The sequence below is a fragment of the Leekyejoonella antrihumi genome (genome assembly GCF_007845645.1).
GTDB lineage: Bacteria > Actinomycetota > Actinomycetes > Actinomycetales > Dermatophilaceae > Leekyejoonella > Leekyejoonella antrihumi.
Map to the genome: position 1 here is coordinate 141,128 of NZ_VCQV01000006.1, position 13,619 is coordinate 154,746.

At 69.2% G+C, this 13,619-nt stretch carries 12 protein-coding genes; 7 read left to right on the forward strand and 5 right to left on the reverse strand.

The features are described 5' to 3' along the window. Positions 1–37 precede the first annotated feature (37 nt). Together FGL98_RS06565 and FGL98_RS06570 are read left to right on the forward strand one after the other, a co-directional pair. The gene (locus tag FGL98_RS06565; protein WP_146315926.1) at positions 38–241 is read left to right on the forward strand and encodes a hypothetical protein; all 204 of its coding nucleotides are present in this window, start codon (positions 38–40) and stop codon (positions 239–241) included. Continuing rightward, positions 241–3,684 (forward strand): pentapeptide repeat-containing protein, encoded by a 3,444-nt coding sequence (locus FGL98_RS06570; protein WP_186526016.1) that lies wholly within the window; start codon positions 241–243, stop codon positions 3,682–3,684. The genes FGL98_RS06565 and FGL98_RS06570 overlap by 1 nt, the downstream gene beginning before the upstream one ends. A gap of 7 nt (positions 3,685–3,691) precedes the next feature. Here the strand turns inward: FGL98_RS06570 and FGL98_RS06575 are convergent, their stop codons facing one another. Further along, positions 3,692–4,267 (reverse strand): ArsR/SmtB family transcription factor, encoded by a 576-nt coding sequence (locus FGL98_RS06575; protein ID WP_146315928.1) that lies wholly within the window; start codon positions 4,265–4,267, stop codon positions 3,692–3,694. A 253-nt stretch (positions 4,268–4,520) separates the two neighbouring features. Between FGL98_RS06575 and rplM the strand changes: the two genes are divergently transcribed. From rplM to FGL98_RS06600, 5 genes are all read left to right on the forward strand, one after another. Next, positions 4,521–4,970 carry a 50S ribosomal protein L13 gene (rplM, locus tag FGL98_RS06580; RefSeq protein WP_146315929.1) on the forward strand — a complete coding sequence of 150 codons (450 nt, stop codon included), beginning with the start codon at positions 4,521–4,523 and terminating at the stop codon, positions 4,968–4,970. A 43-nt stretch (positions 4,971–5,013) separates the two neighbouring features. Then, entirely contained in the window at positions 5,014–5,520 is a 507-nt protein-coding gene (rpsI, locus tag FGL98_RS06585; protein ID WP_146315930.1) for a 30S ribosomal protein S9, read from the forward strand. Between the two features lie 135 nt (positions 5,521–5,655). Beyond that, positions 5,656–7,005, forward strand: a complete 1,350-nt coding sequence (glmM, locus tag FGL98_RS06590) for a phosphoglucosamine mutase (RefSeq protein ID WP_146315931.1) — start codon at positions 5,656–5,658, stop codon at positions 7,003–7,005. A gap of 183 nt (positions 7,006–7,188) precedes the next feature. Continuing rightward, a complete protein-coding gene (locus tag FGL98_RS06595; RefSeq protein ID WP_146315932.1) occupies positions 7,189–8,847 on the forward strand; it encodes an NAD(P)/FAD-dependent oxidoreductase in 1,659 nt (552 codons plus the stop codon). Next, entirely contained in the window at positions 8,847–10,265 is a 1,419-nt protein-coding gene (locus tag FGL98_RS06600; RefSeq protein ID WP_146315933.1) for a sensor histidine kinase, read from the forward strand. Before FGL98_RS06595 ends, FGL98_RS06600 begins: the two co-directional genes overlap by 1 nt. Before the next feature lie 46 nt (positions 10,266–10,311). Here FGL98_RS06600 and FGL98_RS06605 read toward each other — a convergent pair whose 3' ends face one another. The 4 genes from FGL98_RS06605 to FGL98_RS06620 all read right to left on the reverse strand — a co-directional run bounded on the left by FGL98_RS06605 (position 10,312) and on the right by FGL98_RS06620 (position 13,618). Beyond that, positions 10,312–11,268, reverse strand: a complete 957-nt coding sequence (locus FGL98_RS06605; RefSeq protein ID WP_146315934.1) for an esterase/lipase family protein — start codon at positions 11,266–11,268, stop codon at positions 10,312–10,314. Between the two features lie 87 nt (positions 11,269–11,355). Further along, the gene (locus FGL98_RS06610; protein ID WP_146315935.1) at positions 11,356–12,198 is read right to left on the reverse strand and encodes an MOSC domain-containing protein; all 843 of its coding nucleotides are present in this window, start codon (positions 12,196–12,198) and stop codon (positions 11,356–11,358) included. Between the two features lie 17 nt (positions 12,199–12,215). Further along, the gene (locus FGL98_RS06615) at positions 12,216–13,103 is read right to left on the reverse strand and encodes an SCO6745 family protein (protein ID WP_146315936.1); all 888 of its coding nucleotides are present in this window, start codon (positions 13,101–13,103) and stop codon (positions 12,216–12,218) included. Positions 13,104–13,114: 11 nt separating this feature from the next. Beyond that, positions 13,115–13,618 (reverse strand): beta-class carbonic anhydrase, encoded by a 504-nt coding sequence (locus FGL98_RS06620; RefSeq protein WP_146315937.1) that lies wholly within the window; start codon positions 13,616–13,618, stop codon positions 13,115–13,117. Position 13,619 lies beyond the last annotated feature (1 nt).

A 13,619-nucleotide genomic window follows, 5' to 3' on the forward strand; every position in this document is an offset into this window, starting at 1 on the left:
GGTGCCGGGGGTTCGGGTCCGGCCGCACGCTGGGGTGATGAGCGATCAGCTGCTGCACATCACGATCGATGTGACCCTCGCCGAGGACCAGATCCACGGCCTGGTGGGCGACGGCGTGGCGCAGCCTACGCCGTTCCGCGGATGGCTCGCGCTGATCGGACAGCTCGACGAGATGCTCGGCTCCGTGCCCCGACCGGTGGCCGCCACCGGCGACCTCGTGCCCTCCGAGGAGGAGCAGTGATGCAACGAAGTGTTCGCGTCCGTCGAGGACGCTCATCGGCCACCCTTTCGATGCTGGCGTGCATCATCGCGCTCATCGTCTCCACGCTGATGATCTTCTCGTCTCCCGCCAATGCTGTCGTCACGCTGAAACAGAGCGCCTCGGTCACCCAGGACGTTGCGGGCCCCGCCAAGAAGCACAACGCGGGCGTGGCCCAGGGCGTTGCAGGCACCGCGAATCAGCACAACGGGCCGGCAGACCCCTCCACCAAGGTGTTCGGCGCGGCGTTCGCCTCCTGGCTGCTGGACAAGGCGGGAGGAGCCACGGCAGCCCAGGGGGTCGGCATGATCTTCAGCCTGAGCGGGCTCAACCGGGTGCTCTCGCCTGACCCCAATACCGTGCTGCTGCGAGAGATTCTGCGACAGCTCACGCAGATCCAGGGCGATATCAGGGATCTCAGGAGGAGCCTCGACGGCCTGATCAACCAGCTCAGCCGAGACAACCTGGACAGGTTGCTGGTCCAGCTTCGCGACACCGTGACGACGCCGCTGGACCACCTCTTCCGGGAGGAGTTCGCCCGGGTCGTCAGCGCGGCCGAGGCGTACGCCAACGCCAGGGAGCACGACCCGGTGCAGATCACGCCGACCTACGACGCCCTGATCCAACGGCGCAACGAGTTCTACATGGCATTCGACAGGTGCTGCACGACGGCCACCGCCCAGATCCATCACTTCCTGGTGCCCGGGCCGAGCTCGGTGCTCGCGGCGATGGGCCGCGTGCTGGCCGGCGAGCACCGCTACCTCACGGCGGCCGACTCGGCAGACCTGCGCAACCTGCACAACCAGTTCGCCGACTGGGAGGCGCTCGCGGCGTGGATGAAGATGGAGCGACTCCTTCCCTCGGTCGACCCGAGCCGAGTTCCGGCCGGGGTCTTCCCGGGCGACCTGGCCGCCTACAACCAGGCTCGTCGCGACTTCCTCGGCTACCGGCGTTCGGAGGCGCAGAACCTGGTGCCCGCGATCCCGCGCGACGTCGTGATCGATGGCTCGACGGCCGGCTCCACCACGACACTGACCGGCGCCAGGATGTACGTGCCGGCGTCAACCGGGCTCACCTATCAACCCGCCGTGGACCGGGCCGGATCGGTGCCGCGCGCCGTCACCGAGCTCAACGCCCGACACGCGGAAGGTCTCAACCACTGGCGGGTGCCGTCCCAGGCAGAGCTCACTCAGCTCCTCACCGGGAGGCCGACCCAACCGCCCACGACCGGTGTCGACTTCCTCAGGTCGCTCAATCCCACAAGTCGTGCGTGGGGGCAGATCGTGGGTGGGTCCTGGCCGTTTCTCTGGTCCAGCGACGAGGTCACCCGAACCACGTGGTGCTGGGTGTACGACGGCAGGGGGAGCCCCGTGCTGGATCAGTACCACCCCGTTCGCACCCACACCGCCGTCTCGATCGCGACGGCGAACCCAGCCTGGACCGCACGACCCCTAGTGCCACACCGTCCGACCGATCCGCAGGCCTGCGTCGCCCTGATCGCGTCGCAGTTCGCCGCCAACACGGGTGCACTGCTCGCTACCCGCACCGTCGGCGCGATGCCGATCGACTATCTGGGGCGGGGCGGGGGACCGACGCTGCGGCCCAGCGCCCACCTGCGCAACGCCGATCTGTCGGGGTTGGATCTGACCGGCACGAACCTGACCGATGCCGACCTGACCGGCGCGACCCTCACCGGCGCGTATTTCACCGACGACGAGGGTGCCACGGGCGTGAACCTGACTCGGGCGCGGCTGGCCGGCGTGACCTCGGGCGGGATCGTGGGTGACGCCACCCTCCCCACAGGCTGGCAGCTGACCAACGGCTACCTGGTCGGCCCGCAGGCGAACCTGACCGATGCGGACCTGCGAGGTGCGGACCTGAGCGGTGCCGACCTCAGGGGGGTGACCTCGGGCGGAGTCGACTGCACCGGATGCAAGCTCCCGGTCGGCTGGCACTGGACCGGGCTGAAGTCCGGTGGCTTCCTCGTCGGCCCGGGCGCCGACCTCCGAGGCGCTGACCTGCAAGGCCTCGACCTGAGCGGCGTCGACCTCACGGGCGCCCAGCTGGCCGGCGCGAACCTCACGCACGCGAACCTGAGTCGTGCGGTGCTGAGCGACCTCAGCCTTGCGGGGGTCAGGCTCACGGGAAGCAACCTGACCGGTGCCGAGCTCTCGCGCTCGACGATCTCCGGCGTCGGCTTTGCCGGTGCGACCCTGACCGGTGTGCGGAGCTTCTCCCTGGTCGACACCCCTGTGCCGGCCACGCTGCCGTCGCCCTGGCGCGTGCGGGCCGGATCACTCTTCGGTCCGGGCGCGAATCTGAGTGGCTTGGCGTTCATCGGCGCCGACCTGCGAGGCATCAAGGCGACCGGGGCTGACTTCACCGGCGCGAACCTGACCTTCGCCAACCTGACCGGCGTGGACCTGACCGGTGCGAGCTTCACCGGCGCGAACCTGACGAACCTCAACCTGACCAACGCGATCTTGGTGAACGCCCGGCTCACGCAGGCGACCGTCACCGGCGCGACGTTCACGACGGACAGTGACAACACGTTTGCCGGGATAGTCTCCGGGGGGCTGGTGGGCACGCCGGCCTCCCTTCCTGCCAGTGGCCGCTACCGCCTGGTGCAGGGTTACCTGGTCGGTCCGAGCGCGAACCTGGCCGGCGCAACGTTCACCAGCGCCGCCCAGCTAGGCGCCTCGTTGAGCGGGACCAACTTCACCGGCGCCACGCTCTCGGGCGTGAACCTCACCGGCGCGGCGCTGCGAAACGCGATCCTCACGGGGGCGCGACTGACGGGCGCGACCCTCAGCGGGGCCGACCTGAGCCATGCCATGCTCGACGGCGTCTCGTCGGGCGGGATCGTGGGGACGCCGAGTCTTCCCATCCGGTGGACGGTGAACGGGGGATACCTGGTGGGACCACGGGCGAACCTGCGCGATGCGAACCTGAGTGGTGCCCACTTCCTCTTCAGAGACCTGCGGGCCACAGACCTCCACGGTGCCAACCTGACGGATGCCCACCTGGGCGCCGCGAACCTCGACGGGGCCGACCTCACCGGAGCGGTGCTCACCGGGGTGCAGTGGGGGGTGACGATGTGTCCAGACGGCGTGCGCAGGGTGGGTGCCACACCGTGCGCCGCAGCCGTCTGGCGTGGCTCGTCGACGACCTCTGCGAGCGCGAACAAGAGCGCGGGGACCCTGATCGTCGATGTCGGACCCGGACTGCCGGACGGCGCCTTGTGGGAGGTCATCGTGCAGCGGCTCTCCGACAGCGGCGGTTGGGTCACTCTGAGCACCCACACCACCAAAGGTCCCGGCAACCCCCTGCGGCTCAACCTGCCGGCAGGTACCTATCGAGCCATCACGTGGCCACAGAAGAACTACCACGGGAGCGCGAGTCAGTCGATCGGGCTGGTGAAGTAGCGCGTCCTCACGGCCTGCCGGCTGTGCTTCCGCGGGGCGGGTCCACCGGCAGCAGGCAGGTGTATGCCGCGACACGGCGAGCGCCGGGCGTGCCCGCGCCCACCCGCCGGTAGCGGTCCATGACCTCGCCGATCTCTGCGGCGAACGCGGTCAGCTGCTCGGTGGTCACCAGGATCGGGTGATCGGACAGGCCGCAGGTCTCCTGCCAGGTATCCGGCCACTGCTCCTGCTTGGTGATCCACTGGTCGGCTCGTTCGGTGAAGTACTGCACGTAGTCCCGCTGCAGCCACAGGGCCGCGGCCGCTTCGTCCTCGTCGAGCGGCTCGGGGTTCGCGTCGGCAGGGGGCTGGGCCGCCGCCCATACCCGGCGTCGCCCCGTGCCGTGGCCGGTGTCCGCGACGAGACCGGCGGCCTCCAGGCGTCGCAGGTGATAGCTCGTGGCGCCGGTGTGGGTGCCGAGTGCGGTGGCGAGCGATGTCGCGGTGGCCTCGCCGTGCACGCGCAGCTGGGCCAGGATGCGTGAGCGCAGCGGATGGGCGAGGGCCCGTAGGCTCTCGGCACGGTGGGGCCCGGAAGTCGCCATGATAGCCACAATAGTTGTGCATAATCGCGCTGCGCAACCGGCCCGCGCGGCATCGTGGTCGCGGATTTTCCCGTTGTGACAGGGATGTCCCTCGATTTGGACTGCGCCTGTCGGGTCCGTAAACTGGGAGACCGTTGCGCTTTGCGCCCACTGACGTGGCCTTGGCGACTCGATGGCGGTGACGTGATCCGCCCATCATGAGCCACCGGCCGATCAAGGCCCAGCTCCATACGACAGAGAAGGTAACCAACAAGTGCGTACCTACACGCCCAAGCCGGCGCAGATCCAGGAGGACCGCGCCTGGCACGTCATCGACGCGTCGGACGTCGTCCTCGGCCGCCTGGCGACCCACGCAGCCAACCTGCTGCGCGGCAAGCACAAGACGATCTATGCGCCGCACATCGACACCGGCGACTTCGTCATCATCATCAACGCCTCGAAGGTCGCTCTGACCGGCGCCAAGCTGGAGAAGAAGAAGGCCTACCGCCACTCGGGCTTTCCGGGCGGTCTGACCACGACCTCCTACACCGAGCTCATGGCCAAGGACCCGGCTCGCGCCGTGGAGAAGGCGATTCGCGGGATGGTGCCCAAGGGTTCCCTCGGCCGCGAGCAGCTGACCAAGCTGAAGGTCTACGCAGGCGCCGAGCACCCGCACGCGGCTCAGAAGCCCGTCCCGTACGTGATTTCCCAGGTCGCGCAGTAAGCCGCGCCGACAGACTTCGCCGAAAAAGCACCCAAGGAGAACCGTGGCTGACCAGACCACCGAGCTCGACGCCCTAGAGGCGGACGAGCCCCAGCTGACCGAATACACCTCGGAGTCCCAAGAGGCTCCCACCGACGCTCCGGTAAGGCGCCCGAGCGCCTCCGCCCCCAGCGCCGGCACGGGCCGCCGCAAGCAGGCCATCGCCCGCGTGCGCATCGTCCCGGGCACCGGCGAGTGGAAGATCAACGGCCGCACGCTGGCCGAGTACTTCCCCAACAAGGTGCACCAGCAGATCGTCAATGATCCGCTGACCATCCTCGAGCTCGACGGGGCCTACGACGTCCTCGTGCGCGTGCATGGCGGTGGCCCCTCCGGCCAGGCCGGCGCGGTCCGCCTCGGTGTCGCGCGGTCGCTGAACGCCGTGGACCCCGAGCTGAACCGGGCAACCCTCAAGAAGGCCGGCTTCCTGACCCGTGACCCCCGTGTCCCGGAGCGCAAGAAGGCCGGTCTGAAGAAGGCCCGTAAGGCGCCGCAGTACAGCAAGCGCTAAACCTCACGAAGCGCCGCTGAGGTGGCTCGGCCCCGGACTCTTGCCAGGAGCAGAGGTCCGGGGCTGTTCGCATCTTGGGTTAGCGTTTGACGAGCGAGCCGGGATATCCCGGCTCCCGGGAGAAGGTTGTGGTTGATGGGTCGCATGTTTGGCACCGACGGAGTGCGAGGAGTGGCGAACAAGGTCGTCACGGCAGAGCTGACGCTTGGCCTGTCCGTGGCGGCAGCCCGCGTGCTGTCCGAGAAGGGCGAGTTCGCCGGGCACCGCCCGGTCGCCGTGGTCGGGCGGGATCCGAGGGCCTCCGGGGAGTTTCTCGGTGCGGCCACGGTGGCCGGCCTGGCCTCGGCCGGCGTCGACGTCTACGACGCGGGCGTGCTGCCCACCCCGGCCATCGCCTACCTCACGGCCGCGGTCGGCGCGGACATCGGCGCGATGCTCTCGGCGTCCCACAACCCCATGCCCGACAACGGCATCAAGTTCTTCTCGCGCGGTGGGCACAAGCTGCCCGATGCCACCGAGGATGCGATCGAGGCGCGGCTCGGCGACGAGTGGGAGCATCCGGTCGGGGCGGCGGTAGGCCGGGTCCTGCCCTACCCGGAGGGCGCCACCCGATACGTCGAACACCTGCTGTCCACCCTGCCGCATCGTCTGGACGGCATGCGTATCGTGCTGGATGCGGCCAACGGGGCCGCGAGTACGGTCGGTCCCGAGGTCTTCCGGCAGGCGGGCGCGCAGGTCATCGTGATCGGTGCCGAACCCGACGGGCTCAACATCAATGACGGTTATGGTTCGACCCACCTGGAGCATCTGCGGGACGCGGTGACCCGCGAGCACGCCGACATGGGACTGGCCTTCGACGGCGACGCGGACCGCTGCCTGGCGGTTGACGGGTTCGGGCAGGTGGTCGACGGCGACCAGATCATGGCCGTCCTGGCGATCGACCTCAAGGAGCGTGGTGTGCTCGCCGGCAACACGCTGGTGGCCACGGTGATGAGCAACCTCGGGATGCTGCAGGCGATGGAGCGCGAGGGTATCCAGGTGCTGCAGACCGCCGTGGGTGACCGCTACGTTCTGGAGGGTATGAAGGCGGGGTCCTACTCGCTCGGCGGCGAGCAGTCGGGCCACGTCATTCTGCTCGAGCACGGGACGACCGGTGACGGGATCCTCACCGGCCTCACCCTGGCATCCCGCGTGGCGGCCACCGGCAAGTCGCTCGCGGACCATGCGGCATGCATGACCCGGTTGCCGCAGGTGCTGGTCAATGTGCCGGGGGTGGACAAGCACGCCGTGGACGACCATCAGGTGGTCCAGGCCGCGGTCGATGCCGCCCGGGCTGCACTCGGCGATCTGGGCCGGGTGCTGCTGCGCAAGTCGGGCACCGAGCCACTCGTGCGGGTCATGGTCGAGGCTGACACGGCCGAGCGGGCCGAGCGGGTGGCTGACGACCTGGCGCTCGTTGTCCAGCGCGAGCTGTCCCTCGGCTGACAGCCGACCGGCGACGCACACCAGTTAGTGGGGCCCGTTCGTTAATGCGCCCGACGCGCAATCCGGGCAACATCGTCGATTGGTGGCTGTGTCCAGGTGCCCGGTGGCTAGGCTCATCAAGGGTTCTACCGTGTCCGCGGTCACTCCCTATGACGCGCGGCGGGGCCCACGAAGGGCGGCCCCATGAGCAAACCCACGATCCTGACGGTCGATGACGACCCGATGGTGTCGGCGGCGATCACCCGGGACCTGCGTGACCGGTATGCCGCCGACTACCGGGTCGTCCGCGCGGCCTCCGGCCCGCAGGCGCTCGAGGTGCTGGCCACGCTGGCTCTTCGTGGAACTCCGGTGGCACTGATCTGCTCCGACCAGCGGATGCCCCGGATGACCGGCATCGAGCTGCTCGAGCAGGCCCGCGTCCACGCACCGGGCGCGAAGTGCCTGCTGCTGACCGCATACGCCGACACCGAGGTCGCCATCAAGGCGATCAACGACATCGGCCTGGACTACTACCTGCTGAAGCCCTGGGACCCGCCCGAGCAGCGGCTCTACCCGGTCGTCGACGGCCTGCTCGACGACTGGCGGCAGGCCAATCCGGACCACACTTCGGACGTGCGGGTCGTGGGGCACCGGTGGTCCGACCGCAGTTATGAGATCAAGACCTTCCTGGCTCGAAACCACGTGCCCTACGCCTGGTTCGACGTGGTGCTCGACGCCGAGGCGCAGCGGCTGTGCGCGCTGGCGAACGCGACCCCGGATGATCTGCCGCTGGTGCTCGTGCCCGACGGTGACGCGCTGCGGTCACCGTCGACACTCGAGCTGGCCGAGGCGCTCGGGTTGCGGACAGCCGCCGCGCAACCCCTCTATGACCTGTGCATCGTCGGTGGCGGTCCGGCGGGTCTGGCCGCCGCGGTGTATGCCGCGTCCGAGGGACTGAGCACGGTGGTCATCGAGCGTGAGGCGCCGGGTGGTCAGGCGGGCCAGAGCGCAGCGATCGAGAACTACCTCGGGTTTCCCAAGGGTCTGACCGGTGCCGATCTGACCCACCGAGCGGTCGCCCAGGCCAGTCGCTTCGGCGCGGAGATGGTGCTTGCGCGATCGGTGGTGGGATTTGAGACCCGTGGGCCCGTGCACGCGGCCATGCTCGATGGCGGGGGAGAGATCGAGGCGCGGGCGCTGGTCATGGCCACCGGGGTGTCCTACCGGCGGCTGGCGGCGGACGGACTCGAGCAGCTCACCGGTCGCGGCGTCTACTACGGAGCGATGGCCAGCGACGCGGCGCAGTGCCAGGGTGACGACGTCTACATCGTCGGAGCTGCCAACTCCGCAGGGCAGGCGGCGATCAACCTGGCGGCCTTCGCGAAGCGCGTGGTGCTGGTCGTGCGGGCCGCAAACCTGACGGACTCGATGTCTCGCTATCTGATCGAGCGGATCACCGCGGCGCCCAACATCGAGGTGCGCTATCGCAGCGAGGTCAAGGCATGCAAGGGCGCCGGTCATCTCGAGACCCTGGCACTGATGAATAGGGATTCCGGCGAGGTGGAGGAGGTTTCGTCCAGCTGGCTGTTCATCTTCATCGGCGCATCGCCACGTACCGACTGGCTCGGCGCCGACATCGTCAGGGATGACCACGGGTTCGTGGTGACCGGTCAGGACCTGCATCGCCCGGGCCTGGCGGCGTCGTGGCCGCTGCCGCGTGAGCCCCTGGCCCTGGAGACGAGCGTGCCCGGGGTGTTCGCTGCCGGCGACGTCCGGCTCGACTCGATGAAGCGGGTGGCCTCGGCCGTCGGGGAGGGCGCGATGTCCGTCTATCTGGTGCACCGGTACCTGGCGATGATCTGATGCACGTCGGCGATCTCCGGGGGCTGGACCTCTTTACCGGGCTCAGCGACGGTCAGCTCGAGGAGCTCCTCGCGGGAGGCACCGAGGTCCCCATCGAGGCCGGGGTCGACGCGTTCCGGGAGGGAGAGCACGCGGACTTCTGGTGGGTCCTCGTCGATGGGTCGCTCGACCTGCTGCGCCATATCGGGCCGGAGGACGTGGTGGTCGGCAAGATGGACGTTCCGGGCCGCTGGTCCGGCGGTTTTCGTGCCTGGGACGAGGGCGGGTTGTATCTCGCAACGGGTCGGGGAGTCGTGCCGGGGCGGATGCTGCGTGTGCCGGCCGACGTGTTGCGCAACCTGGCCGATGCCTGGTTCCCGTTCGCCGGCCACCTGATTCAGGGGGTGTATGGGACCGCGCGCACCATCGAGGCGACGGCACGACAGCGCGGGGCCCTGGTCACGCTGGGCACACTCGCCGCCGGGCTCGCTCACGAGATCAACAATCCGGCAGCCGCTGCCACTCGGGCGATCGACTCCCTCGAGAGCGTCTGCGCGACCCTGCTCTCCTCGCTCGGACGACTTGCCGAGGGGGAGATCTCGGCCGGCCAGTTCATCGCGCTGGATGCGCTGCGGCAGGAGATCGTGCCGCGGGCCGTCCCCGCGGACCCGCTGGTGATCGCCGACCGGGAGGACGAGCTGTCGTCCTGGATGAGCGAGCATCGGGTAGGGCGGGACTGGGTCATCGCTCCGCCGCTGGCGGCCGCGGGTGTCGACCGTGCGTGGTGCGAGCGCGCAGCAGGCCTGCTCGAGGGTCCGGCCTTGGAGCACGGTCTGGAGTGGGTCGCGAGCACCTTCTCGGCGGTGACGCTGCTGTCCGAGGCGAAGGAGTCCACCCGTCGCGTGTCCGACCTGGTCGCGGCCGTGCGGTCGTATACGCAGATGGACCGAGCCTCCATGCAGCGCATCGACATCACCGAGGGTCTCGAGAGCACCCTGGTGATGCTCGGACACAAGCTCCGGGACGGGGTCACCGTGGTTCGCGACTACAGCACCGAGGTGCCGCAGATCGAGGCCTTCGCGGGCGAGCTCAATCAGGTGTGGACCAATCTCATCGACAACGCGGTGGACGCGATGGACGGAGCGGGAACGCTGCGCGTGAGCACGCGGGGCGCGGGAGGGGCCGTCATCGTCGAGATCGGCGACACCGGGCCCGGGATGACGCCCCGGGTCGCCGACCGCGCGTTCGAGGCGTTCTATACGACGAAGGAGGTCGGTCGAGGGACGGGTCTCGGCCTCGACATCGCCCGACGCATCGTCGTGCAGCGGCATGGCGGCACCATCGACATCGCCACCGGACCGGACGGGACGACCATGCGGGTCAGCCTCCCGATTCGTCCACCGGAGGCGAAGCCCGTGCCCGAGGACGCCGCCGACTAGGGCGACGGGTGGGGTCGGGCCGGGTCTACCTCGACCTGGTCCCCGGTCAGAGCGCCGGAACGCGGGGTGTGCACGGCAGGACCGGGATCGACGAGCCCAGCCCCCTGGCCATCAGCGCCATGACCCGCGGTGAGTAGATGCCGGAGACATGGTCGCTCAGGTCGATCGGGCACCCGTCCTGCAGCGTCACGTTGTGCACCGTCGCGCCCGGGCCGGCGGTGAGGAAGGTCCTCGTGTAAGGCGTGGTGACCTCATCGGCGCGGCTGCCGATGATCGTGTAGGTGATGCCGGGCTCGGTGTCCCCGCCGGCGTTGAGATCGGTGAGGTAGGCCGAGCCGATCTCCTGGTCGACCGCCGCCTGGCCCAGAGTGGACGGTATAACGGGGTTCAGGCCGGTCCCCTGGGCGAGGGTGGCCAGCCCGGACAAGGTGGTGCCGTGGTTGGTGGCGCCGTAGGTCACGACATTCTGAACCTGGTTCTTCGCGGGGTTGCTCGGGTCTGCGCCGCTGTAGAACTTCAGGAATCCGCGCGCCACGATGCCGCCTTGGGACCAGCCGAGCAGGTCGACCTTGACGGCACCGGTCTTCGCGCGAACCGTGCTCACGAAGGTCTGGAGCTCCTTCGCCGACTGCATGACCGGGCCGGTCGCGTCGACCCCGGGGATCTTGCCGATGGCCGCGTCGCTCTGGCCGTAGTTGAAGTCGAAGAGGCAGTACCCACGGGCCTTCAGGGCCGGCGCGATGCCCGCAAACGAGTCGTAGGCGTTGGACCAGGTGCCGGGAATGAGCACAACCGGTCGGGGGTGGGCCTGGCTGCGGCAGGACCAGTCATTCACGCCGACCGGCATCAGGTCCGGCTGGACGAGGGTCAGTGCCTTCGCGGCGAGAAAGGACGACTGTGGGGGTCCGCTTGGCATGGTCTGGGCGGAGGCACTCGGCGCTGCGACGGTAATGACGAGGCTGGTGGCGGCAGCAGCGCACAGGGCGGTGGTGAGGATTCGCATCGTGTTGTCTTTCGGCAGGACTCCAGCTGGCAGATCGAATGTTACCGCTCAGTAGGATGTGGTGGGGGCGCTACGAGCCACCGAAAATTAGTCCAGCACCGTGACCGGATCGCCGACGCGGATGATTCCCTCGGTGTCGGGGATCAGGTGACGCGCAAACCACGTCTTGCCGTCCCATCGGCGGTGTCGAGCGAGGGTGCGGATCGGCTCCTTGCCCTTGGTCAGGGCGGCGATGTCGATCGTGGTCATCACGCAGCGGTCGATCGACTTGGCCACCCGCAGCTCGACCTGCCCGACGCGTATGCGGTGCCAGCCGTCCTCCTCGAAGGCCTCGGCGATGCCGTCGACCACCAGGTTCGGGCGGAACCGCTGCATCGGCAGCGGCTTTGGGGCCGGTTCGCCCCGGTCGGCCGCCTCCTGTGCGATCCACCGATTCAGCTGCGCCAGTGACGTGGTGGAGGCCAGGGTGATCGGATACCCATCGGCGAACGCGGTGTAGTCGTCCGGCCGGCTGTGGGCCGGGTTGAGTCGGCGCGCCTGCGGGTCGTGGCACCACACCAGGTGGACGTCGTCGCGGCCGATCACCTGTTGCACCCAGGAGTCGGCACGCTCTCCGGCCGGGCGAGCCAGCAGGTCGTGCCGGTGCAACCGGACGGCGACCGGTTCCGCGTCCGGCGTGTCGAGCTCCAGCGCCTCCACTCCCGCTGCCTGCAGCCGAAGGCTGCGTAGCACCGCCGTATCGGTCGTCGGAGTGTCGGCGACGATCGAGAAAAGCGCAGGACACTCGCGGGCGGTCAGGAGGACATGATCGGCGGTCACCACCATCCACTCGCGGTCGCCACACAGGCCGGGCCGTGCGGCATACGCCGACTGCAGCGGGCGGATGGCGGTGCTCTTGACCGGGTGCACGTTGAGCGCGGTGATCTGCATGCGGGCTCCGAGCGGTCTCAGTCGCGACGCCGGGTGCCGGGAAGGACACCGGCGTCGATGAAGGCCTTCACGAACGGCCGGGCCCTTGCGAGCAGGTGCTCCGCGTCGTGCTGGTCGCACCAGACCGCGGCCGCAGCGTCATCCGTCTGCGCCTCGAGGGCGTCGAAGAGGGCCGCACCCTTGGCGGTCATGGAGCCGGTCCCCAGCTGCAGCAGGTCGCGATCCTGCAGACGTTCGGTGGCCGAGTCCCACTGTTGTTCCGACCAGCGACGGGTGCCCAGCAGCGCGGCCTTGCCCATTGTCCGGCGGCGCAGGTGAGGGTCGGGATGCTCGGCCTCATGCAGCACCAGGGCCTCGACCGGATCGAGCCCGGAGATGACCAGCGCCGCAACGTGCCCGTCACCGCGCGACTCGCGCAGCAGCGCCGTGGCGTGCCAGAGCTCCAGGTGCGGTGCCCGCGGCCACGACAGGGCGGCCCACGCCGCGCTGAGCGGACGGCCGACGAGTGGCAGCTGGTCGGTCACGTGCCGCAGGTCGGCGGCCAGCTGCGCCAGCTCGGGGGAGTCCACCGCGTCGCCCAGTGCCTCCCGTAACGTCCGGTCGACGGTGCGCTCGCGGATCGCCATCGTCTCGGTCAGCCCGACCCCGCCGGCCTCCTGCCACTTGCGCTCGACGGTCTCCGGGTTGAAGTTGAAGAACGTCGCCGCGACGACGGCCGGCGCGCAGTCCCCGAGCGGCCCACCACGGGCGCCGATGTAGAGCGCCAGCTCGGACAGCCCGGCCTCGTGCGCGGCGTCCCGCAGGTAGGGGTTGAAGTAGGCGGCCAGGTGTAGCGGCTCCAGCGTCTCGTAGGCCGACCGGGCGATGGCTCGGGCATGATCGTCGTGACGCAGCGGGATCGGCATGCGTGCTCCTGTCAGAGGTGCTGGGTCAGCAGGCCGGTGTCCACGTCGTAGCGGAACCCGCCCACGCTCACATTGTCCGGTACAAGCGGGTGTGAGCGCACGACGGCGACGTCGTCGGCGAGCGCCTCCAACTGGTCGGCGACGACACTGAGCGGTTGCCACCGGACGTCCTGCCCGCTGGACTCCGCGATCCGGGAACGCATTTCCGCCTCGGTCGAAGACGCCATCGCGCACCGGGTGTGCGGGATGATCATGACGCGGGTTGCCTTGAGCAGGTTCACCGCCAGCACGACCCCTTCGAGTGCATCGGGGGTGACGCGGCCGCCGGGGTTGCGCAGCACCTTGGCATCTCCGGCGCTGAGGCCGAGGATCGCCAGCGGGTCGATACGCGAGTCCATGCAGGTGACGATCGCGACTCCCGCGGCAGCAACACCCGGGATGCCGTTCAACGCGAAAGAGCCGGCATATGTCCTGTTCGCGTCGAGTAGATCGTCGAATCCGTCAGCTGTGCTCATC